Annotated in this window: 22 protein-coding genes; 9 read left to right on the top strand and 13 right to left on the bottom strand. The window is 72.8% G+C overall.

Annotated features, from left to right (window positions below; all coding sequences use genetic code 11):
• Nucleotides 1-103: 103 nt before the first annotated feature.
• The 3 genes from ACQP00_RS16485 to ACQP00_RS16495 all read left to right on the top strand — a co-directional run bounded on the left by ACQP00_RS16485 (nt 104) and on the right by ACQP00_RS16495 (nt 2,728).
• Nucleotides 104-751 (top strand): LuxR C-terminal-related transcriptional regulator, encoded by a 648-nt coding sequence (locus ACQP00_RS16485; protein ID WP_433219898.1) that lies wholly within the window; start codon nt 104-106, stop codon nt 749-751.
• 67 nt (nt 752-818) lie between these two features.
• The gene (locus ACQP00_RS16490) at nt 819-1,922 is read left to right on the top strand and encodes a DUF418 domain-containing protein (RefSeq protein WP_433219900.1); all 1,104 of its coding nucleotides are present in this window, start codon (nt 819-821) and stop codon (nt 1,920-1,922) included.
• Nucleotides 1,919-2,728 (top strand): sensor histidine kinase, encoded by an 810-nt coding sequence (locus ACQP00_RS16495; protein WP_433219902.1) that lies wholly within the window; start codon nt 1,919-1,921, stop codon nt 2,726-2,728. Before ACQP00_RS16490 ends, ACQP00_RS16495 begins: the two co-directional genes overlap by 4 nt.
• 196 nt (nt 2,729-2,924) lie before the next feature.
• On the opposite strand, the gene ACQP00_RS16500 is transcribed toward ACQP00_RS16495, so the two are convergent.
• The 8 genes from ACQP00_RS16500 to ACQP00_RS16535 all read right to left on the bottom strand — a co-directional run bounded on the left by ACQP00_RS16500 (nt 2,925) and on the right by ACQP00_RS16535 (nt 11,663).
• Entirely contained in the window at nt 2,925-4,823 is a 1,899-nt protein-coding gene (locus ACQP00_RS16500; RefSeq protein ID WP_433219904.1) for an ABC transporter ATP-binding protein, read from the bottom strand.
• Between the two features lie 168 nt (nt 4,824-4,991).
• Nucleotides 4,992-5,720, bottom strand: coding sequence for a class I SAM-dependent methyltransferase (locus ACQP00_RS16505; protein ID WP_433219906.1), 729 nt, complete (start codon nt 5,718-5,720; stop codon nt 4,992-4,994).
• On the bottom strand, nt 5,710-6,306 hold the full coding sequence (locus ACQP00_RS16510; RefSeq protein WP_433219908.1) for a TlpA family protein disulfide reductase: 597 nt from the start codon (nt 6,304-6,306) through the stop codon (nt 5,710-5,712). The genes ACQP00_RS16505 and ACQP00_RS16510 overlap by 11 nt, the downstream gene beginning before the upstream one ends.
• 9 nt (nt 6,307-6,315) lie before the next feature.
• Nucleotides 6,316-6,846, bottom strand: a complete 531-nt coding sequence (locus tag ACQP00_RS16515) for a MauE/DoxX family redox-associated membrane protein (protein WP_433219910.1) — start codon at nt 6,844-6,846, stop codon at nt 6,316-6,318.
• Between the two features lie 174 nt (nt 6,847-7,020).
• Nucleotides 7,021-7,758, bottom strand: a complete 738-nt coding sequence (locus ACQP00_RS16520; protein ID WP_433219911.1) for an SDH family Clp fold serine proteinase — start codon at nt 7,756-7,758, stop codon at nt 7,021-7,023.
• Nucleotides 7,755-8,900: a hypothetical protein gene (locus tag ACQP00_RS16525; RefSeq protein ID WP_433219913.1), complete on the bottom strand. Its 1,146-nt coding sequence runs from the start codon at nt 8,898-8,900 to the stop codon at nt 7,755-7,757. Before ACQP00_RS16525 ends, ACQP00_RS16520 begins: the two co-directional genes overlap by 4 nt.
• 48 nt (nt 8,901-8,948) lie before the next feature.
• Nucleotides 8,949-9,209 (bottom strand): hypothetical protein, encoded by a 261-nt coding sequence (locus tag ACQP00_RS16530; RefSeq protein WP_433061440.1) that lies wholly within the window; start codon nt 9,207-9,209, stop codon nt 8,949-8,951.
• Between the two features lie 957 nt (nt 9,210-10,166).
• Nucleotides 10,167-11,663, bottom strand: a complete 1,497-nt coding sequence (locus tag ACQP00_RS16535; RefSeq protein ID WP_433219915.1) for a diguanylate cyclase domain-containing protein — start codon at nt 11,661-11,663, stop codon at nt 10,167-10,169.
• An 808-nt stretch (nt 11,664-12,471) separates the two neighbouring features.
• Here ACQP00_RS16535 and ACQP00_RS16540 point away from each other — a divergent pair.
• Entirely contained in the window at nt 12,472-13,635 is a 1,164-nt protein-coding gene (locus tag ACQP00_RS16540) for a glycoside hydrolase family 18 protein (RefSeq protein ID WP_433219917.1), read from the top strand.
• Between the two features lie 148 nt (nt 13,636-13,783).
• Here the strand turns inward: ACQP00_RS16540 and ACQP00_RS16545 are convergent, their stop codons facing one another.
• Together ACQP00_RS16545 and ACQP00_RS16550 are read right to left on the bottom strand one after the other, a co-directional pair.
• Nucleotides 13,784-13,993, bottom strand: a complete 210-nt coding sequence (locus ACQP00_RS16545) for a ferredoxin (protein WP_433219918.1) — start codon at nt 13,991-13,993, stop codon at nt 13,784-13,786.
• Entirely contained in the window at nt 13,993-15,249 is a 1,257-nt protein-coding gene (locus ACQP00_RS16550) for a cytochrome P450 (RefSeq protein WP_433219919.1), read from the bottom strand. The genes ACQP00_RS16545 and ACQP00_RS16550 overlap by 1 nt, the downstream gene beginning before the upstream one ends.
• Nucleotides 15,250-15,407: 158 nt before the next feature.
• Here ACQP00_RS16550 and ACQP00_RS16555 point away from each other — a divergent pair, with 158 nt between their 5' ends.
• The gene (locus tag ACQP00_RS16555; RefSeq protein WP_433219921.1) at nt 15,408-16,397 is read left to right on the top strand and encodes a D-2-hydroxyacid dehydrogenase; all 990 of its coding nucleotides are present in this window, start codon (nt 15,408-15,410) and stop codon (nt 16,395-16,397) included.
• Nucleotides 16,398-16,630: 233 nt separating this feature from the next.
• Here ACQP00_RS16555 and ACQP00_RS16560 read toward each other — a convergent pair whose 3' ends face one another.
• Nucleotides 16,631-17,233 (bottom strand): alpha/beta hydrolase, encoded by a 603-nt coding sequence (locus tag ACQP00_RS16560; RefSeq protein WP_433219923.1) that lies wholly within the window; start codon nt 17,231-17,233, stop codon nt 16,631-16,633.
• Between the two features lie 88 nt (nt 17,234-17,321).
• Here ACQP00_RS16560 and ACQP00_RS16565 point away from each other — a divergent pair, with 88 nt between their 5' ends.
• Together ACQP00_RS16565 and ACQP00_RS16570 are read left to right on the top strand one after the other, a co-directional pair.
• A complete protein-coding gene (locus ACQP00_RS16565; protein WP_433219925.1) occupies nt 17,322-17,726 on the top strand; it encodes an SAM-dependent methyltransferase in 405 nt (134 codons plus the stop codon).
• A 13-nt stretch (nt 17,727-17,739) separates the two neighbouring features.
• Nucleotides 17,740-18,177 (top strand): response regulator, encoded by a 438-nt coding sequence (locus ACQP00_RS16570; protein ID WP_433219927.1) that lies wholly within the window; start codon nt 17,740-17,742, stop codon nt 18,175-18,177.
• A 4-nt stretch (nt 18,178-18,181) separates the two neighbouring features.
• Here ACQP00_RS16570 and ACQP00_RS16575 read toward each other — a convergent pair whose 3' ends face one another.
• Both ACQP00_RS16575 and ACQP00_RS16580 read right to left on the bottom strand, forming a co-directional pair.
• Nucleotides 18,182-18,517, bottom strand: coding sequence for an STAS domain-containing protein (locus ACQP00_RS16575; RefSeq protein WP_433219929.1), 336 nt, complete (start codon nt 18,515-18,517; stop codon nt 18,182-18,184).
• A 53-nt stretch (nt 18,518-18,570) separates the two neighbouring features.
• Nucleotides 18,571-19,002 carry a hypothetical protein gene (locus ACQP00_RS16580; RefSeq protein WP_433219930.1) on the bottom strand — a complete coding sequence of 144 codons (432 nt, stop codon included), beginning with the start codon at nt 19,000-19,002 and terminating at the stop codon, nt 18,571-18,573.
• A 180-nt stretch (nt 19,003-19,182) separates the two neighbouring features.
• Here ACQP00_RS16580 and ACQP00_RS16585 point away from each other — a divergent pair, with 180 nt between their 5' ends.
• Together ACQP00_RS16585 and ACQP00_RS16590 are read left to right on the top strand one after the other, a co-directional pair.
• Nucleotides 19,183-20,715, top strand: coding sequence for a DUF1996 domain-containing protein (locus ACQP00_RS16585; protein ID WP_433219932.1), 1,533 nt, complete (start codon nt 19,183-19,185; stop codon nt 20,713-20,715).
• A gap of 99 nt (nt 20,716-20,814) precedes the next feature.
• Nucleotides 20,815-21,351 (top strand): hypothetical protein, encoded by a 537-nt coding sequence (locus ACQP00_RS16590; RefSeq protein WP_433219934.1) that lies wholly within the window; start codon nt 20,815-20,817, stop codon nt 21,349-21,351.
• Nucleotides 21,352-21,421: the final 70 nt, after the last annotated feature.

Here is a 21,421-nt window from a genome sequence, read left to right on the forward strand (position 1 = left end):
TCCGCCCCGCGAACGGCTACTCCCGGCCGGGCCCCGCGGCGGCTCGCGGGACGGTCGCGCGGCGGCTCGCGGGACGGTCGCGCGGCGCGGTAGGGTGACGCTGGTGCGAGTCGTGGTGGCCGAGGACCTTGCCCTGCTGCGTGACGGGCTGATCCGGCTGCTGGAGGCGCACGGCTTCGAGGTCGTCGCGGCCGTGGACAACGGGCCCGATCTGCTCCGCGCGCTCGTCGACGAGCGGCCGGACGTGGCCGTGGTGGACGTACGGCTGCCGCCGACCCTGACCGACGAGGGGCTGCGCGCGGCGCTCGCCGCCCGGGCCGAGGTGCCGGGGCTGCCGGTGCTGGTGCTGTCGCAGTACGTCGAGCGCCTCTACGCCCGTGAGCTGCTCGCCGACGGGCGGGGCGGGATCGGGTACCTGCTCAAGGACCGCGTCTCCGACGTCAACGAGTTCGTGGCCGCCGTGCGCCGGGTCGCCGACGGGGGCACCGCGCTGGACCCGACGGTCGTGGCGAAACTGCTCGACAGCCGGGCGCGCACACTCCCGCTCGACCGGCTGACCGCGCGCGAACGGGAGGTGCTCGCGCACATGGCGCAGGGGCGCACCAACGCGGCGATCGGCGGGGCGCTGTTCATCACCGAGAAGGCCGTGGCCAAGCACACGAACAACATCTTCACCAAGCTCGGCCTGCAGGCGTCCGAGGACGACAACCGGCGCGTGCTCGCCGTGCTCGCGTATCTGGAACAGGGGTAGTAGTACCTCCGTCGCCGGGGTTTTAGTGTCCTCGAATCGCCCGCGCGCACCGACGAGCGTAGGGGCCATGACCAAGGAACCCCGCGTGCTCGCGCCGGATCTCGCCCGTGGCGCCATGCTGTTGTTCATCGCGCTCGCCAACGCGGCCAACTGCGCCTTCGCCGGACAGCCCGGACTCGACCCGGACCCGCACGGCCCCGGCCGGGTCGTGAACTTCCTGATGGCCACGTTCGTCGACGCGCGGGCGTATCCGGTGTTCGCCATCATGTTCGGCTACGGCCTGGTGCAGCTCGCCCGGCGCCGGTCCGACCGCGTCCTGCTGCGCCGCAACGCCATGCTCATCGTGTTCGGGGCCGTGCACGCCACGCTGCTGTACTTCGGCGACTTCCTCGGCGCCTACGGCATCGTCGGGCTGGTCGCCACCGTGCTGCTGGTGCGCCGCGGCGACCGCGTGCACCGGATCGTGCTGTGGCTGTGGGCCATCCAGACCGTCAACGCGGTGATCCTGGCCGTTCTGGCCGCCACCGGGTTCCGCGATGGTACGGCCGGCATCTCCAACGCGCCGAACCCGTCCCTGGCCGCCCCGTCGTACTGGGCGTCGGTGCTGGACCGTCTCGCCGAGTGGCCCGTGCACACCGCGACCGTGCTGCCGTTCATCGTCATCGTCTGGCTCGGCATCTGGGCGGCGCGGCGGCGGGTGCTCGAGGACCCGGCGGCGCACCGGACCCTGCTGCGCTGGACCGCCGGCGTCGGGCTGGGCATCTCGACGGTGGGGGCGCTGCCGTACGCGCTGACGGCGGCGGGACTCGTGCACGCCGCTCCCGGTACCGTCGAGGCCATGGCCCGTGTCCACGCGATCACCGGCGAATACGGCGGCGCCGGCTACGTCGCCCTCTTCGGCCTGCTGGCGCTGCGGCTGTCCGGCGGCACCCCGCGGGCGCTGCAGCCGGTGGTGGCGCTCGGGCAGCGGTCGCTCAGCGGGTACCTGCTGCAGTCCGTCTGCTGGCTCGTCCTCTTCAGCCCGTGGGCGCTCGGCCTGGGCGGGACGTGGGCCGCGTTGTTCGCCGCGATCGGCGTGTGGGTCGGGTCGGCGCTCGGCGCGCAGGCGCTGGCGCTCCGGGGCGTGCGCGGCCTGGCCGAGGTCCCGCTGCGGAAGTTCGCCTACCGGTGACCAGGTTCGCGACCCGGACCGTGGGGCTGGCCGCCGCCGCGCTGGCGGTGGTCGACCTCGCGGTCTGGGTGCTCACCGGCGGCGGGTACTTCTGGCCCGCCTGGACCTGGCTCGGCCTCACCCTGCTGTTCGGCGCCTTCGTGTTCGTGCGCACCCGCGAGGCACGGCTGGCCGGCCGGGTCACCGCCCTGACCCGCTCCCGCCGCGGCGCCGTGAACCGGCAGGCGGCCGAGCTCAAACGGGTCGAGCGCGACCTGCACGACGGGGCGCAGGCCCGGCTGGTCTCGCTGTCGCTGACCCTGGGCCTGGCCGGCGGCCTGGTCCGGCTCGACCCGGACGGCGCGGCCAAGCTCGTGGAGGAGGCCCGGGCCACGGCGGTCGCGGCCCTGGACGACCTGCGCGCGGTCATGCACAGCATCCACCCGGCGGTGCTCGCCGACCGCGGCCTGCGCGACGCCGTGCGGGCCCTCGCGCTGGACCTGGCCGTCCCGGTCACGGTCACCGGCGACGTCCCGGACGAGCTGCCGCCGGCGGTCGAGACCTCGGCGTACTTCGCCATCGCCGAATGCCTCGCCAACGTCGTCAAACACAGCGCGGCGACGGCGGCCACGGTCACCTTCGCCGCCACGGCCACGACCCTGCGCATCACGGTGCACGACAACGGCCGGGGCGGCGCGGACCTTGCTCTGGGCACCGGCCTGCGCGGCATCGCCGACCGCCTCGACGCCGTGGACGGCACCCTGCACCTGGACAGCCCGCCGGGCGGCCCGACGACGGCGGCGATCGGCCTTCCGCGCAGCCTGTAGCCTCTAGCGGTCACTGGAAGCCGCTCGCCAACGTCGTCAAGCAATGCGCGGCCACGACCCTGCGCATCTGGTTGCACGACGACGGCCGGGGGACGACGGCCGGGGCGGCGCGGACCTGGCTCTGGCACCGTCCGGCGCGGCATCGCCGGGCGGCCCGACGACGGCGACGGTCAGCCTTCCGCGCAGCCTGTAGCGGTCACTGGTAGCCGGCGGCCTGGAGGGTGAACAGCCGCGCGTACTCGCCGCCGGCCGCGAGCAGGGACGTGTGGTCGCCGCGCTCGACCACGGCGCCGGCGTCGAGCACCACCACGTGGTCGGCCTGGCGCACGGCGCTGAGCCGGTGCGAGACGAGCAGCTTCGTGCTGTCCGCGGCGGATTCCAACAGCGTCCGGTGTACGGCCTGTTCCGCCTCGGCGTCCAGCCCGGCCGACGGTTCGTCGAGCACCATGAGGTCGCGCCCGGCGTGATACAGCGCCCGGGCCAGGGCCAGGCGCTGCCACTGCCCGCCGGACAGCACGACGCCCGCCTCGGGGTGGTCCTCCTCGCCGGCCGCGAAGACCCGGGACAGCAGCGTATCGTAGCCGCGGGGGAGCCGTTCGACGGTCTCGTGCACGCCCGCCGCCTCGGCCGCCGCGCGAATCTTCTTGGTTTCGTCTGCTCCGTCCACGTCGGACAGTGTGATGTTCTTGATGGCTGTGCTGGTCTTTCTGGTTTCGTTCGCTCCATCCACTTCGGACAGGGCGATGTTCTCGGCGGCGGTGAGATCGTAGGTGACGTAGTCCTGGAACACGGCGCCGATGTGCCGGCGCAGGGCGGCCACGTCGAACTCGCGCAGATCCACCCCGTCCCACAGGATCGCGCCGCGGGTCGGGTCGTAGAACCGGCACAGCAGCTTGACCAGCGTGGACTTGCCGGACCCGTTGCGCCCGACGAGCGCGACGGCGGCGCCGCGCGGGATGACGAGGTCGACGCCGCGCAGGACCCAGGGGTGCTCGTCGGAGTAGCGGAACCAGACGTCGCGCAGCTCGATGCCCTCCCGCAGCGGGGCCGGCACGCGGGTGCCGCTCGGCTGGTCGGGGCCGGCGCCGACCACGGTCTCGTAGTGCGCGAAGTTCTCCAGCGCGAAGTGGACCCGGGCGCCGTCGTCGGCGAGCGTGGCCAGGGCGGCCTGGACGCCGGCGATCGCGGTCACGAACACGACGACGTCGCCGGGGGTGAGCCGGCCGTCGCGGGCGGCGGCGACGGCCCACAGCAGCCCGGCCCCGGCGATCGCGGCGGCGAGCACGGCCAGCACGGTCTGCACCACGGCGTGGACGCGGTCGACGCGTCGGCGGGCGGTGTCGGCGGTGGCCCGGTCGGTGAGGATGCGGGCGTGCAGGAACGGCGTGGCCGCGAAGAGCCGGAGCTCCTTGGCGACGCCGATGGTGGTGAGCAGGTGGGTGTAGAACATCTCGCGGCGCTGGACGGGGCCGATACGCCAGTACATGCGGGCCCGCTGCCGGGCCAGGCCGAGCTCGGCGAGCACGGTGGGTACGCCGCCGGCGAGCATGAACGCGGTGACCCAGGGGCCGAGGAGGGCGAGGGAGACGGCGAACCCGGCGACGGTGATGGCGGAGCGGAGCACGCCGAGGGTGCCGTCGACGACCTCGCCGCACGTGAGGTCGCCGGTCTGCTGGGCGAGGCGGAGCCGGTCGAGGTACTCGGGGTCCTCGAACCGGCGCAGCCCGCTGAGCCGGTCGACGGCCTCGAGCAGCCGGCGCTGGGCGGTGCGCCCGGCCCGCCGGTCGAGCTCCTGACGCAGGTACGCCGCCAGGTGCGGGGTCGCCCCGAGCACCACCCCGACGCCGGCGAGCAGCGCGGCCGGGCCGAGGTAGCCGCCGCTGAACACGCCATCGCCGAGCCCACCACTGCCTTGCCCACCAACGCCTTGCCCGCTACCGCTTTGTCCACCGCCGACGATCCGGTCGACGACGACGCGGGTGAGCCAGGCGCCCGCGACCGGCGCGGTGCCGGAGGCGACGACGAGCACCACGTAGCCGATCAGGTGCCCGGGCGCGGCGCGCAGGGCCAGCCCGAACACGGACCGGAGCCTCATGACGGCTTGCTCTTCAGAACGACTTGTCTCGTCACGACCGCTTGCTCTTCACGCCGGCTGGTCTGTTCATGACGGCTGCTTCTCATGACGGCTTGCTCTTCACGACGGCTGCTCTGTTCGTGACGGCTGCTTCTCATGACGGCTTGCTCTTCACGACGGCTGGTCTGTTCATGACGGCTTGCGTGCGTGGTAGCCGACCAGCCCGGCCGGGAAGGGCGAGTCGCCGTAGGCGTGGAACGTGCGGGCGTCGAATCCGGCCGCCTTCAGTCCACTGAGGACGGATGTGGCCTCGTGAAGCCGGACCACGTGCTGCTCGTCGCTGCGTCGGTAGGCGTCTCCTTCGCGCCGGAACAGGGTGATGCGCCGGGTCAGGGTCTCGGTGTCCACGGTGGTCTCGGCGATGAGCGACCACCCGGGTTCGTCACGGTGCAGGATGGAGTGTCCGCGCTCGGCCGGGTCGGGCGCGTTGAGGTCGAAGGCGAGCAGCCCGCCCGGTTGCAGGGCGGCGCCGATACGGTGGAAGAGGGCCGGAAGCGTGGCCCGCGGATCGAATTGGTAGCCGAGGCATTGGCCTACCGATAGTACCGCCGCGCAGTCCGGCACTTCAACGTCCACAAAGGACGCTTGCACGATTCGCGCTCGGGGGGCGTTGTGGCGGGCCAGCTCCACCATCGCGGGGGACAGGTCGACCCCGAGCACGTCGTAGCCGGCGTCGAGCAGGGCACGGGCCAGGACCCCGCTGCCGCAGCCGAGGTCGACGACCAGCCCGTCGCGGATGCCGGCCTCCCGCAGGAACCCGAGCATCGTGGGGATCGCCAGCTCGACGAAGCCCGTGTGGCCGTCGGCATGGGCGAATGCCAGGTCCGGGCCGTAGCCGGGGTAGAGCTCAGCGGGCATCGTGCGCCCCGACGGGCTCCTGCCAGGAGGCGAGCTGGGCCTGCCAGTCGGGGCCGCCGACCGGGCCGCGGGCGGCGATGCGGCCGGCGGCGTCGACGAGGCAGAAGTACGGCATCAGGCCCGGTGGGTTGAAGTCGACCACCATCGTGGTGCGGGTCGCGGGCGCGGCCAGCACCGGCACGGTGACGTTCACGCCGTCCTCGTCGCGGACCAGGGCCAGCCAGTCGCGGGCCCGCACCGGCCCGACGTCGACCACGACGACGACCTGGGTCCCGGCCCGCCCGGCGAGCGGGGTCAGGTCGCCCAGCAGCGGCAGCACGTCGCGGCAGTGGTCGCAGCTGGGGGAGAGCAGCAGGTACAGCACCGGCCGGCCGGCCAGCCGCTGCCCGGTGATGCCCTGCCCGGCGAGGGTCATCGCGTTGAACTGGGGCGCCGCCGAGCCCAGCGGCAGCGGCTCGCCGTCGTGCTCGCGCTCGTAGCGCACGTGGTCGGCGGCCCGCAGCCGCGCGCTGATGCGCAGCACCAGCACCAGGTTCAGCAGGCAGAGCAGGCTCAGCGCGACGAGGACGAAGGAGTTCGCGTCCATGGGGGCTCCTCAGTCGGTACCGGCGGCGGTGACAACGGTGTGGACGACGTTCGCGAGGTTCGTCACCACCAGGGTGGTGGCCGCGCCGGCCAGCGCGACGAGCACCGCGTCGACCCCGGCGAGCGGATCGGCCGGGGTGCCGGCGGCGAGCGCGAGCCCGGCGATGCCGAGCAGGAGCGCGTTGCGCGCGATGTCGTACCAGGAGACCGGCACCGGGCTGGCGCCGAAGCAGTGGCACGGCACGTGCAGCCCGCGGACCCGGACCGAGACCAGACCGGCCGTGTAGGCCACGAGCAGGGCCGCGGCGGCGACCAGGGCGGGCGGTACGACGGCCGGGACCGCGGTGCCGAGCGCCAGTACGGCCACCACGGCGACCTCGACACCCGTCAGCAGCGTGGCCACCGGGCCGCTCAGCCGCTCGGGCACGACCTGGAAGGCGCGGATCGACTGCACGAACCCGCCGCGGTCACGCAGCTTGCTCACGGCGGAGGCGGCGAATGTGAGCGCGATGACGGTCAGGCCGAACAGGTGCGCGATCACTCGGTGCTCCCTTCGAGGGCGGCCCACAGGAGGTCCTCCTGCTCGGCGTCGGGGTACGTGACGCGCTGGCCGAGCGGGTGCGCGGTCACTCGGTGCTCCCTTCGAGGGCGGCCCACAGGAGGTCCTCCTGCTCGGCGTCGGGGTACGTGACGCGCTGGCCGAGCGGGTGCGCGGTCACTCGGTGCTCCCTTCGAGGGCGGCCCACAGGAGGTCTTCCTGCTCGGCGTCCGGGTATGTGACGCGCAGACCGAGGGCGCGCGCCTGGCCGCGGGTGACGACGTCGTCGTGGGCGTGCCGGCCGGTGACGAGGTGCTCGACGATCGCCTCCCGGGCGGCCGGGCCGGCGTCGGGCAGCTGGAAGGCGAGCAGCTCGGCGGCGATCCCGCGGACCAGCCGCTCGGCCCGGTAGAAGGCGCCGAGCGTGCCCGGGAACACCCGCTGGGCGACGAGGGCCAGCACCTGCAGACGGTCCTCGGGCCGGTCGACGCCGAACCAGTCCTCGGCCATGGCCCGGAACGCGCGCAGATCCTCCGCCGACAGCACGGCGGGCTGCCCGGGCTGCGGCGGCCCGGCCGCGGCGATCTGCGGGTCGAGCGGCCCCAGCTCGGCGAGCGGCCCGAGGACCAGCTCGTGCGCGGCCAGGCAGAGCAGCGTGCCGGACGAGCGGGCCCGATGCGGGACGAGGATGGTGAGTTTTCCCGTGTACTCGTGCAGCAGCAACGCCAGCCGCCTGGCCGCCGTCGCCGGGCCGCCGGTGGTCGCCAGCACCAGGTCGAGCCGCGGGGTTGGTCGGGCCGCGCGCAGGTGCTCGTAGCAGTTGGCCGCGGCGTCGTGGTCGATCGGACCGCGGAACAGCACGGCGTGGCTGTCGCGAACCTTGCCCAGCTCCGGCAGTGGCTTCAACTGACTCACGCCACACCGCCCCGCACTCGCGGTGCCCGCACCGCGCCGTCGTGGTCCCGCGGCTCGTCTGCCGCGCGGTCGTGGTCTCGCGGTGTTTGCGCAATGCCGCCGGGTGCTTGCGGTGTTTGCGCCGCGCCGCCGGGCGCTTGCGGTGGTTGCGCCGTGCCGCCGTGGACTCGCGCGGCATTGCTGCGCATCAGATGGGCGGCCATCGCGTCGCCGAGGCGCAGTTGCGGCACGCGGTCCTCGACGAACAGGAACTGCCCATTCGGGTTGATCTCCAGGAAGACCAGGCGCCCGTCCGCGGTCCGCACGAGGTCGACGGCGCCGAATTCCAGGTCGTACCCCCGGGTCAGCGCGACACACCGCCCCGCCACGGCATCGGGCAGCACCGCGGGGCGCCAGGTCGCGTCGGCGCCGGGCAGCCGCCAGTCCATGGTGCCGGCCACCACCTCGGCCGCGAAGACCTCGTCGCCGATGATGGTCACCCGCAGCTCGCTCGCGATCGTCAGCTCCTCCTGGAACTGGCACGGCACCGCGCGTACGGATTCGCCGTCGCCCAGGGTCGCCGCGGTCACCGGGGTCGTCGCCACGAACAGGTTGTCGGGCGGCTCATGCCCGGTCTGGGTGCGGGCGGCCAGGTACGGGTCGGAGAGCACCTTGTAGACGACCCGCCCGCCGCACGCGTCGAGGAACGCCCGGGCGGCCTCGGGCTCGTTGGTGACCAGGGTCCGCGGCACCTCGAAGCCGAGGGCGGCCGCCCGGTGCAGCTGCTCGGCCTTGTACCCGGCCCGGCGGATCGCGTCGGGATGGCTCACCCAGCGGGCGCCCAGGCTGCCGAGCAGGCCGAGTACCGCGTGGTGGGTCTCCTCGATCGCGAACGCGCGCTGCCGGTCGTCGAGGCCGGCGCGCAGCCCGAACGGGCCGGGCTTGCGCCACCAGATCGAGGTGAGGCCGGCCAGCTCGGCGGTACGGCCGGCCTCGGGCAGGTGCAGCGCGACGCCGTACGGCGGGCGGCCGGTCAGCGTCGCGGTCTGGTCGCTGGAGTTGAGCCGGACCGGTTCGGCACCGCGCTCGCGCAGCAGCGCGATCAGGCGGTCCGCGTGTGCGTCGATATAGTCGGTGACGACCAGGATCCGGCTCTCCCCCATGACACTCCCATCGATCGCTACGTCACGTGCGACGGCTCAGGTGTCGGATCACCCGTAGTCGCAGCGGATGTAACAGTTGGGAAAGCCCGGGCTCTGACACCCGGAGCCGCTCATGTTGCAGGCCGTGCCCGTGGAACTGCACCGGTTGTAGCCGGCCGGACCGCGGCTGCACAGGGCCGCACCGAGCGTGACCTCGTCATCGCCGGCCCACACGAACTGCTGGAGCTGCGGGTCGTAGTACCCGAGATCCGGCGTCGCGGCCGGCTCGGGCTCCAGGACGGCGACGTTGAACGCGAACAGCTCTGCCATTTTCTGTCCTCCTTCCCCGTTGGCATTGCCATCGATCACCATCCTTTCCATAGATCACCACGAGTGTCCAGACCATCACCGACGGATATCGATGTTTCCCCTGGTGAGACTGCGAAAATTACTGAGAGCGCTCTCTCGTTACGTGGGATTCACAGTCTCGTCACACAGCGCCCGGGTCTCGCAACGCTGCCCCGCAACGCTGCCCCGCGACGTTGCCCCGTGACGTTGCCCCGTGACGTTGCCCCGTGACGTTGCCCCGTGACGTTGCCCCGTGACGTTGCCCCGTGACGTTGCCCCGTGACGTTGCCCCGTGACGTTGCCCCGTGACGTTGCCCCGTGACGTTGCCCCGTGACGTTGCCCCGTGACGTTGCCCCGTGACGTTGCCCCGTGACGTTGCCCCGTGACGTTGCCCCGTGACGTTGCCCCGTGACGTTGCCCCGTGACGTTGCCCCGTGACGTTGCCCCGTGACGTTGCCCCGTGACGTTGCCCCGTGACGTTGCCCCGTGACGTTGCCCCGTGACGTTGCCCCGTGACGTTGCCCCGTGACGTTGCCCCGTGACGTTGCCCCGTGACGTTGCCCCGTGACGTTGCCCCGTGACGTTGCCCCGTGACGTTGCCCCGTGACGTTGCCCCGTGACGTTGCCCCGTGACGTTGCCCCGTGACGTTGCCCCGTGACGTTGCCCCGTGACGTTGCCCCGTGACGTTGCCCCGTGACGTTGCCCCGTGACGTTGCCCCGTGACGTTGCCCCGTGACGTTGCCCCGTGACGTTGCCCCGCGCACACGCCGCCGCACAACGCCGCCACACGACGTCGCCGCGGTCTCGTCACACAGCGGCGTTACGCGTTCCCGTCCCGCGGTCCCGCCACACGCTGCCATCACGCGTTCTCGTCGCGCGTTCCCCTCGCACAGCGCCGTCACGCGTTCCCGGCATACAGTGGCGTCACGCGTTCCCGTCACGCGGTGGCGACGGCGGCGGTCTTGCGGGCGGTCTTGATGCGGTACATCTCCGTGTCCGCATCGCGCAGCAGCGCGTCGAGGTCGGCCGGCGTGCCGGTGGCGACACCGACGCTGGCGCCGACGCGGGCCACAGTGCCGGCGACCGCGTAGGGCCGGCTCAGCGCGGCGGTCACCTCGTCGGCCAGGTGCCCGGCCCGGGCCGCGTCGGTGTGCGGGAGTACCACCGCGAACTCGTCGCCGCCGAGCCGCACCGCGAGGTCCTCGGCGCGCACGCACGCGGCGAGCCGGCGGGCGGCGACCACGAGCAGCTCGTCGCCGGCGTGGTGGCCGTGGCGGTCGTTGACCTGCTTGAACCCGTCCAGGTCGAGGACGAGGATGCTGAGCCGGCCGGCAGGCGGCAGGGTGCTCATGTGCTCGGCCAGCAGGGCGCGGTTGGCCAGCCCGGTGAGCGAGTCGTGCGTCGCCTGATGGCGCAGTTCGTCGTGCAGCTCGCGCAGTTCGAGCACGCTGCGGTCGAGGTCGGTGAGCAGCCGGTCGTTGTCGTGGAAGGCGATCACCTGCCGGGTCACGACCAGCCCGGTGATGACGAGCACCCCGCCGGCCACGCCCCACAGCCGTGCGTCCGCGCCCGCCATGTGCAGCGCGTACACGAGCAGCAGCTCCGTCACCCCGACCGCCACGTACGGCATGAGGCTGAACCGCCGCCGCCCCCGCCGCTCGTCCTCCCGCGGGCGGCGCAGCTGCACCTCCTGGATGCGCAGGCTGGCCACGGTGAGCAGGCACGACAGCAGGGAGGTGACCGCGTCCACGCGCGGATCGGGCCCGCCGACGATGACGATGCTGGCCGCCGACCCCAGGGCCGTGCCGCTCACCCCGATGCATCCGGCCACCCCGGCGAGCCGCGTGAACGGCGCCGTACCGCTCAGGATGAGTTTGAGCGCCCCGAGCACGATGACGAGCATGACCACCGACCCGGCCGCAGCGGCGAGCCGATCGGCGATGCGCGCGTTGTCGAGTTGCCCGGCGATCGAGAAGTACCACAGCAGCACCGCCACACCCGCGAGCACCGTGGCCGCGTCGAGCCACAACCGCAGCCGCAGCCGCCCCTCATCGCCGATCGGGTGGCGGAGCATGAGCACCATCATGAGCGTCATCGCGCACACCACGGCGCACGACTGCACGAGACTGATCGGCGTCCCCGGCCCGCGCACGGCGACGAGCACGGTCTGCGTGCCGTCCCCGACCGCGCACAGCAACCCGGCGACACCCAGCCCGCGCCAGAAACGCCTCGTCATTTTGTCGTACCGGTTGAGCGCCACAAGCCGCCGCGCGACCAACATGATGCCGACGTCGAGCGTCGCCTGGATGCCCCACGAGAGCGCAGCCCCGCCGGGCCCGGCCAGGAACCACACCGGCACCGCCACGGCAACGACCGCCATGGCGAGCAGGACCGGGTCACGCGCGAGCGCGCCGTGCGACAACCGTGGTGCCATGACGCCTCCCGTGCGGCCGGAGACCGCTTCAGCCGGGCCATCGGCCGCGCGCCGGAGCACCTGAGCCGTTCGCCCGGCCACCACCCACGCCCCGCACGTGACCTGCGGCTCAACGCCGTTTGCTCAGGTCGATCGCCGCCCCGCCTCCTTCGCCGGCCAGGCGTGCGCAGCGTTCCACCCCCGTCGCATAGTCGGTTCCGGGCCGGCCGACGTCAGCGACTCCTCCGTCGTTCTGGTTGGTTGCTGCCGGTCGCGCTCGGCACCCGGGCGGCGCTGGAGTTCCGGTCGGTCGTCGCACTGTCGCGCTCGATGCCTGGGCGATTGCGGCGTTCCGGTTGGTCGCTGCCCGTCGCGCTTGACGCAGGGACGGCAGCGGCGTTCCGGTTACACGGTCGCACGGTCGCACGGTCGCACGGTCGCACGGTCGCACGGTCGCACGGTCGCACGGTCGCACGGTCGCACGGTCGCACGGTCGCACGGTCGCACGGTCGCACGGTCGCACGGTCGCACGGTCGCACCGCCGTGCCGTCGTGCCGTCGTGCTTGGCGCCTGGGTGGCGCCTGGGTGGCTGCGGCGGCGTTCTGGTTGGTTGCTGGCCGGTCGCGGTTGACACCTGGATGACACCGGCGCTCTGGAAGGATCGGTTTCAGCCGGGAAGGGAGGCAGATGGGACCAGGAACGACATCGCGTTGATGGGGAGCGTTCGGCGTCGCGCTGCGGATTACGGCTGACGGCGACGAGGTTGGGCGTGACCCGGAGCGAAGTGGCGCGTTGGACGGGTATGCCATCCTCTCGGCCGCGTGCGGTAGTGCTGGTTGTCGTGCTGCTCCTGCTCGCCGGGTGTGGGTCGGGTGCCGAGCCCGGGAAGCCGGCGCCGGGTGGGTTGCTCGTCGGGTACTACCTGCCGCGCGGGGGAGCGGCGCCCTACCGGGTGCTCGACGTCGAGCGGAGCGGGGCGGCCAGGCGGCTCACCCACCTCGTGTACGCGTTCGGGGCCGTGACCGGAGGGCGCTGCGCCGCCGCGTCGCCCGCGACCGACTACGAGCACGCCGTCGCCGCGGGGGACAGCGTGGACGGGGCGGCCGCAGACGGTGGGGAGTTCGGCCAGCTGCGCCGGCTCAAGGAGCGCAACCCGGCGCTGAAGGTGCTGTGGTCGTTCGGCGGCTGGAACGGCTCGGCCGGGTTCACCGACGCCGCGCGCGACCCCGGAGCGTTCGCGGCCTCGTGCAAGGCGGTGCTCGACGACCCGCGGTGGGCCGGGGTGTTCGACGGGATCGACCTGGACTGGGAGTACCCAAACGCGTGCGGCGCCGGGTGCGACACCAGCGGGCCGGACGCGCTGACCCGGATCGTCGCGGCGGTGCGGCAGGCGCTGGGTCCGGACCGGCTCGTCACGGCGGCGGTGACCGCCGACGCCACGAGTGGCGGGCGGCTCGGGAAGGCCGACTACGCCGCCGCGGCGGCGGGCCTGGACTGGATGATGGCCATGACCTACGACTACGCCGGCACCGGGGACCCGGCCGGGCCGACCGCGCCGCACTCGGCGCTGCGGTCGTATTCCGGCCAGACCCGGCCCGGCACGGACGCCGACGCCGCCATCGCCCGGCTGCGTCAGGACGGCGTGCCGGCCGGGAAGCTGCTGCTCGGGGTCGGGTTCTACGGCCGTGGGTGGAGCGGCGTCACCCAGGACGGGCCCGGCGGCACCGCGACCGGACCGGCGCCCGGCAGCCGCGGTCCGGGGGCCGAGGACTACCGGGTGCTGCGCACGGCGTGCCCGGCGAGCGGCACCGTCGGCGGGCAGGCGTACGCGCGCTGTGGCGACCAGTGGTGGTCCTACGACACCCCGCAGACGCTCGCGTCCAAGGCGGCCTACGCGCGCGATCAGGGGCTCGCCGGCGTGTTCTGCTGGGAACTGGGCGGCGACACCCCGGACGGCGAACTGCTCGGTGCCCTCCAGGCCGCCCTGGACTGACCGCGAAGCCGCCGCAACCGGCGGCTGGATCACGCCGTGACCCGCGGCTGGCTCACGCCCAGAGAGCCGCGAGGGGCGGCTGGCGTGCGCCGTGACCCGCGGCTTGCCAACGCCGCGAGGGACGGCAAGCTCCTGCCGTGACCCGCGGTTAGCTCATGCCGCGGTTGGTGTGGATCTCGATGACCGAGGCCGGACAACGCGTCGCCGCCTCGTACGCGGATTCCTGGTGGTTCGGCGGCGGGTGCTCCTCCAGGAGGATCACCACGCCGTCGTCGTCGCGCTGGTCGAAGACGTCCGGGGCGACCAGCGCGCAGACGCCCGAGCCGATGCACTTGTCCTTGTGGACCACCACCCGCATCAGGCTCCGCCTTCGACCGGTGGTGGTGGCGCCGGTAGCACCGCGTCCCAGGTGACCGGGACCGTCTGCGGGCCCAGCACGGCGGTCTCGGTCTTGAAGCGGATGTCCTCGAACGGTACCGCCAGGCGCAGCGACGGGATGCGGCCCGGCAGCGTGGCCAGGACGGTGGTCAGTTCCAGCCGCGCGAGCTGCTGTCCCACGCACTGGTGCGGGCCGTGGCCGAAGCCGACGTGCGGGCCGGGGTTGCGGCCGATGTCCAGGCGGTCGGCGTCGGCGTAGAGGGCCGGGTCGCGGTTCGCGGACTGGATGGCGACCACCACGAAGTCGCCCGCGGACAGGGGTTGGCCGGCGATCGTGGTGTCTTCGAGGACCTCGCGCATGAGGCCGCCGCCGACGCCCAGGTAGCGTACGAGCTCCTCGGCGCCGTTCGCGGCCAGGGACGGGTCGTCGCGCAGGCGGGCCAGCTCGGCCGGGTGTTCCAGCAGCGCGAGGACGCCGTGCGCGATCATGCTGGCCGTGGTGTCGTACCCCGCGATGAGCAGGCCCGCGGCCATGGCGATGAGCTCGTTGTCGGTGAAGGGGCGGTCGGTCTGGTCGCTGCGGGCGATGAGCCGGCTCAGGATGTCGTCGCCCGGTGCGGCGCGGCGGGTCATGACCAGGCCGTAGAGGTACTGGAACAGGGGCCCGATCGCCGCGGCCACGTCCTCGCCGCTGGAGGTGCCCGCGAACAGCGCCTCGGCGGCGCGCTGGAAGAGCGGTTGATCCGGCTCCGGTACGCCGAGCAGCTCGGCGATGACGCCGGTGGTGACCGGACGGGCGAACGAGGCGTAGAGGTCGATCGGCGGGGCGGCGTCGGTCAGGGCGTCGAGGCGGCGGTCGACGATATGCTGTACGAGCGGGCGCAGCTGGTTGATCCGCTTCATGTTGGAGACCTCGGGCGCCATGTGGCGGCGGAAGCGCAGGTGCTCGGCGCCGTCCATGCGTGAGAAGTCGCCCTCGCCGGGTGGGTCGCTGACGTACCCCATCAGGATGTGGGCGGCGGTGCCGGGCCGGTTGCTGAAGCGCCGCGGGTCGCTGAGCACCTCCCGCACGTCCTCGTACCGGGTCACCAGCCACGCGTTCAGGCCGGTCGGGCAGGCCACCCGGAGCACCGGGCGCTCGGCGCGCAGCTCGGCGTACTCCGGCGGCGGCCCGAACGGGCAACCCTGTTCGCCGGCCAGCGGCAGCGGCGGCAACTCGCTCTCGTGCTCACGCACGGCAGTCATCAGAACCCCCGATCGCGACAATGCGTTCATCTTGGTCGATGAATGGCCGACACGCCAAGGACCAATCGCCAACTTGTCCGCTCCCAGTAGCGAACCCCCGCTTTTCTCGCAATAACCCGCAAAAGCCTCGCCGGTACTAGGGTGCAGGCATGCCCCGCACGGCCGTCCTCATCGCGACCTACCTGGAGCCGGAGCACGTGGACCGGATCGCCTCGGTCGCACCGGGCGTCGAAGTGCTGTACGAGCCGCAGTTGCTGCCGATTCCGCGGTACAAGTGCGACCACATCGGCGCGGCCAGGGAACTGAGCGTCGCCGATCAGCAACGGTGGGTCACGATGCTCGGACGGGCCGACGTGGCCTGGGACTTCGACTGGCAGGCGCCGGCCGAACTGCCGGTCCGCGCGCCGAACCTGCGCTGGGTGCAGGCCACCAGTGCCGGCATCGGCGGGTTCGTCCAGCGCACCGGGCTGGATCGCAGCGGGATGGTCTTCACGACGGCGGCGGGCATCCACGCGGTACCGCTCGCGGAGTTCGCCGTCGCCGCCGCGCTCTACTTCGTCAAGGGCATCCCGCAGCTGCGCCGACGGCAGGCCGGGCACGAGTGGGAGCGGTACACGACCGCCCAGCTGGCCGGGCGTACGGTCACCGTCATCGGCCTCGGCGGCATGGGCCGGCAGGTGGCGAGCGCGTTCGCGGCGCTGGGCTGCAAGGTGCTCGGCCTGGGCCGCGACCGGATCGCCGAGCTGGACGACGTGCTGCCCGGCACCGACGTGCTCGTGCTGTGCTGCCCGCTCACCCCGCAGACGGAGGGCCTGATCAGCGCCGGGCGGCTGGAGCTGCTGCCGGCGGGCGCGATCCTGGTCAACATCGCCCGCGGCCCGGTCGTGGATGAAGCCGCCCTGGTCGCGGCGCTGGTCGAGGGCCGGCTGGCGGGTGCGGGGCTGGACGTGTTCGCGACCGAGCCGCTGCCGGCCGGGTCGCCGCTGTGGGACCTCGACTCGGTGCTGGTCTCGCCGCACTCCGCGTCGACGGTGGCGACCGAGAACGCGGCGATCACCGACCTGTTCTGCGACAACCTGCGCCGCTACCTGGCCGGCGAACCGCTGCGCAACGTCTACGACCGCGACCGCGGCTACTGAGAACCGAAGCCCGCCTCCAGCGGAAATTGAATGGCAGAACGTTCTGTCCGCCGCACGCATGTTCAGAGAACGTCCGCCGTCCGCCCGCGCCGTGCGAGCGCCGTTCGGGCGCCGTGCGTCGTGCGTCGTGCGGGTCGTTCGGGCGCCGTGCGTCGTGCGGGCCGTTCGGGCGCCGCGCGTCGTGCGGGCCGTGCGTCGTGCGGGTGCGCCTGTGGCTGGGAGAACGTTCGGTCTCATCGGGAGTCGGTGGTGCGGTGGGTGGTGACGAAGTCGGTGACCAGGCGGTTCCACGTGCGGTAGTGCCGCAGGAGCGTGTGGTTCTCGCCGGGCACCAGAACGAACCGGGCGCCGTGGTCGGCGGCGAACCGGGCCGTGGCCACCGGGTCCGTGGTGCGGTCGCGGGATCCGTGGGCGAGCACAAGCGGTACAAGCGAATCGGTTGGCAGTTGGAAATCCTCAGGCTCGATCCACGGTGCGAGCCCGCAGACCCCGGCGACGCCCGGCTCCGTGGCCACGTGCAGGGCCACCCGCCCGCCCATCGAATGGCCGATGAGCAGGACCGGCACGCCCGGATGGCGGCGTGCGGCCTCGGTCAGGGCCCAGCGCGCGTCCGCGACCGGATGGCGGGCCGGCTCGTTCCAGCCCTGGTAACGGTAGCGCAGCCGCCAGACCCCGACGCCCGGTCCCGCGGCGGCCCCGGCGAAGGGCAGCATGCGCAGGTCGGCCAGGCCGCGGCCGCCCGGGGCCGTGCTGCGGGTGCGGCCGCCGGGCAGCAGCAGGACCAGCACGCTCGGGGCGGTGGGGCCGCGGACGGCCAGGCGGGGCGACGGGCTCATGCCGATCATTCGACACCACGGACCCGGCGGTCCGCTGGGAAGCGGGTGACACTCCCATCCGAAGCCGGGCCGGCGCCGAATCACCGGCGTGTTGGACTTCAGCGCGGCGCGGCGGCGCCGGATCGATCGGCTGCTCGACGCCGTGGGGGTGGGGCCGGGGACGCGCCTGCTCGAGCTGGGCAGCGACGGCGGGGAGCTGGCGATCCGGGCCGCGCGGCGCGGGGCGATCGTCCACAGTGTCACGTCGTCGGCCGTGCTGCGCGCGGCGGCGGTGCGCAAGGTGGTCGCGGCGGGCGTGGCCGGGCGGGTGCACGTCCGGCTCAGCGATCTGCGCTCGATCCGGCGGCCGCTGGGCGGGTTCGACGCGATCGTCGGGGCCGTGCTGCCCAGCGCCGGGACGCTCGCGCGGCTGCTCGCATCCGACGGGCGCGCTCGGAGTGCGGCTTGGGGAGGCATGCCGTACAGTTCGGCGCACCCTGCCGACGATCGGTGAAAGGAACCGCCACATGCCGACCGCCGACCGCGCCGCCACCATCCTGCTCGTCGAGGACGATCCGGGCGACGAGCTGATGGCCCGCGAGGCCTTCGAGGACGACGCGCAGACCAGCGAGCTGCACGTGGCGCGGGACGGGCAGGAGGCGCTGGACTTCCTGTACCGGCGCGGGCAGCACGCCGAGGCCCCGCGGCCCGACTTCATCCTGCTCGACCTGAACCTGCCGCGGGTGGACGGGCGGCAGGTGCTGCGCCAGGTCAAGTCCGACGCGGCGGTGGCGAGCATCCCGGTCGTCGTGCTGACCACGTCGAGCGCGGTCGAGGACGTGGTGGCCTGCTACGGGGCGCACACCAACGCGTACATCACGAAGCCGTCCGGCTACGACGAGTTCGTCGACGTGGTCCGCCAGATCAACCAGTTCTGGCTCGACACCGCGCGCCTGCCCAGCTGAGCGCTCAGCTCTCGATCTCCAGCACCGCGTCCAGGCCGGTCAGGGCGAAGACCCGGGCCAGGGTGGTGTCCGGGGCGCGCACCACGAACCGGCGCCCCTCCCGCACGGCGAGCTTGTGCGCGCGGACCAGCGACGCCACGCCCGACGAGTCGCAGTAGCCCAGCGCGCCGAGGTCGGCCGTGACCACCGCCGCGCCCTCGGCGTACGCCTTGCCGACGGCGGCGCCGAAGCGCTCGGCCGACGTGTAGTCCAGGGCGCCCGAGACCCCCAGCACCACGCCCTCCGGGCCGGCACCGGTCGTGATGTGCAGCCCCGAACCGGAACGCTGGTCATTGTTCATGAGGAGGGCAGCGTAACTCGCCTCGCGCAACGCCGCAGCGCTGGTGGTCACGCTCAGGTCTGGGGCAGGGTCTCCCGCTCCGCCAGCTCGACCAGTTCGAGGGAGTCCTCGGGTCCCAGGCGCCGCTCGCAGAGGTACCCGAGCATCGTCCAGGTCGCGTCGGAGACGTCCTGCGGGCCGTAGTCGTCCAGCAGCCCCTCCTCGCCGAGCTGGGTGCGCAGCAGCGCCTCGGCGACGGCCGGGTCGATCTCCACGTCCTGGGCCATGGTGGCCACGAACTCGGCGATCGCCTCCGGCGGGGTGTCCTCGTCGAAGAGGCTGCGCACGGCGAGGCGGATCGCGGCCGCCAGCACCGGTGTGTCGTGCTCGTCCGGCGGCTGCTCGGCCGCCCGCGCCGCCGCGTCCTCGTCGCCCGCCAGCAGCGCGACGAACACGGTCCCGACCCGGGACCGCGGCACGTACCCGTCCTCCCGCTCACTGCCCATCCACCGAGCGTAGCCAAGGAACGCCGCTTCGGAGGACCGCGATGTGGTGGGGGGAATCACCGCATGAATGCCCATGGATTGGGACCCGTCCTGGGTCTTTGGGCCCAGGATCGGCGCTCCCGCGATCACTAGCGTTCGGGGCGAAAACGGTGATCCAAACCCCAAACGGGAGAGAATTCGATGACCCTGTCCCTCCGACGCCAGCCGCGGTCACGGCTGCTGGTGCTGGCCGGCGTCGCGGTCGCGCTGCTCGGGCTGCTCGGCTGGTTCGCCACCGGCCCGCTGCGCGCCGCCAGCGCCGACGCCACGCCCGTGTCCCAGGGCAAGCCGGCCACCGCCTCGTCCAGCGAGGGGCGGGCCTACCCCGCCTCGGCCGCCGTCGACGGCGACACCGGCACCCGCTGGTCCAGCGCGTTCAGCGACCCGCAGTGGCTGCAGGTCGACCTCGGCGCCAACACCTCCATCGGCAAGGTGGTGCTGAACTGGGAGCGGGCCTACGGCAAGGCCTACCAGATCCAGATCTCCTCCGATGCCGCCCAGTGGTCCACGGTGTACTCCACTGAAGCGTCCAAAGGCGGCAAGGAGACCCTGAACGTCTCCGGCATGGCCCGGTACGTGCGCCTCTACGGCACCGCGCGCTCCAGCGGCTACGGCTTCTCCCTCTGGGAGTTCCAGGTCTTCGGCGCCGTGGGCACCCCGGCCACCGCGACGGTCGGCCCGGTGACCTCCGGCCCCTCCAGCGCCGGGCCCGTGCCCACCACCGGCGGCGCGACGCCCACCGCGACCGGCACCGCCACCTCGGGGGCAGCCGGCTGGATCGACGCGCCGAACCCGGTGACGAACGTCAAGCCTTCGCACGAGGTACCCCCGAACAAGGGCGGTTTCCACGAGTTCCAGGCGAACTGCTCGGTCAGCCGCAGCAACCTGCAGGACGACCCGATCGTCTTCCCGGGCCTCGCCGGCGCTTCGCACATGCACACGTTCATGGGCAACACGACCACGAACGCGGCCTCGACGGTCGACTCGCTCACCAAGGGCCAGACGACCTGCAAGGCCAAGGGCGACCTGTCCGCGTACTGGATGCCGACGCTGTACAACGGCGACGTCGCGGTCAACCCCGAGGGCCTGCAGACCATCTACTACAAGACCGGCGTGTACGACTACCGCTCGGTCCGGCCGTTCCCCAAGGGCCTGCGCTTCGTGGTCGGCAACGCCAAGAACACCGACGCCGACAAGTTCCTCGCCGCGACCGAGAAGGGCTTCGAGTGCGGCGACAGCTACGAGAACAAGAACATCCCGCTGAGCTGCCCGACCGAGCGCAGCGTGAAGCTCAACATCCGGTACCAGGCGCCGAGCTGCTGGGACGGCCTGCACCTGGACTCGCCGGACCACCAGTCGCACATGGCGTACCCGATCGACACCCACACGGCGGCCGGCGTGGTCTGCCCCGACGACCACCCGGTGGCGGTGCCGAAGCTCGAGTTCAAGATGGCGTGGCCGGTCAACGGTGACATGTCGAAGGTGCACTTCGCCAGCGGCGCCGGCCCGACGTTCCACTACGACTTCGTCAACGCGTGGGACGACCGGACCCTCAAGGCGATGATCGACGGGTGCATCGTGGCGGCCCGGCAGTGCGACGCCCAGGGTCACGACGGGCGGGACGACCAGCAGCCCGCGCCGTACGTGCTGAACAACAACTACGTTCTCCCGTAACCCCCCTCTGGTAAGAAGCGGCGCCGCCGTCCCGATGCTGGGGCGGCGGCGCCGTCGTGGCGTATTGTCTGACGCCGGATCGGCGAGCGAGGAGCGCGTGTGCGGCAGTGGATCGGCGTGACGGTGGTGGCCGTCGGCATCGCCGGCGCCGCGATCATCGTGCCGCCCCTGATCCTTCCCGACCACGAGCCCGTCGCGCCGTCGCTCTCGCCCTCCTTCAACCCTCCGGCTAGTGCATTTCAGCCGGGCGCGAGTCCCAGCTTTGCGCCTGTGGCCATCCAGGCCGAGGACCCGGACAACAAGCTCACCGGCGGGGCCTCCGCGGTGTCGTGCTCGACGTGCCGGGGCGGGAAGCGGGTGCGGTACATGTGCGCGGACTGCACCCTCGTGGTCCGCTTCACGCTGCCGAGCGCCGGTGCACGCACGGTGACCGTGTACTACGAGTCGGACGGCGACCGGTCGCTCAAGGTGCGGGTGAACGGGGGCGCGGCGCGGACGTTCCCGGCGAGCGGGCCGGACTGGACGGTGCCGCAGTCGTTCCGGTTCACCGCCGAGCTGCCGGCCGGGACCGTGGAGCTGACGCTGTACAACGACTCCGCGCCGGCGCCGGACCTCGACGAAATTGTCGTAGGTTGACTTTAGGATGGGTGCAAATCCCGGTTAAGCGCCGAGCCCGCGATACGACCGGGAACCTGCGCACAGTAGC

Source organism: Dactylosporangium sp. CS-047395, assembly GCF_050942185.1.
Classification (GTDB): domain Bacteria; phylum Actinomycetota; class Actinomycetes; order Mycobacteriales; family Micromonosporaceae; genus Dactylosporangium.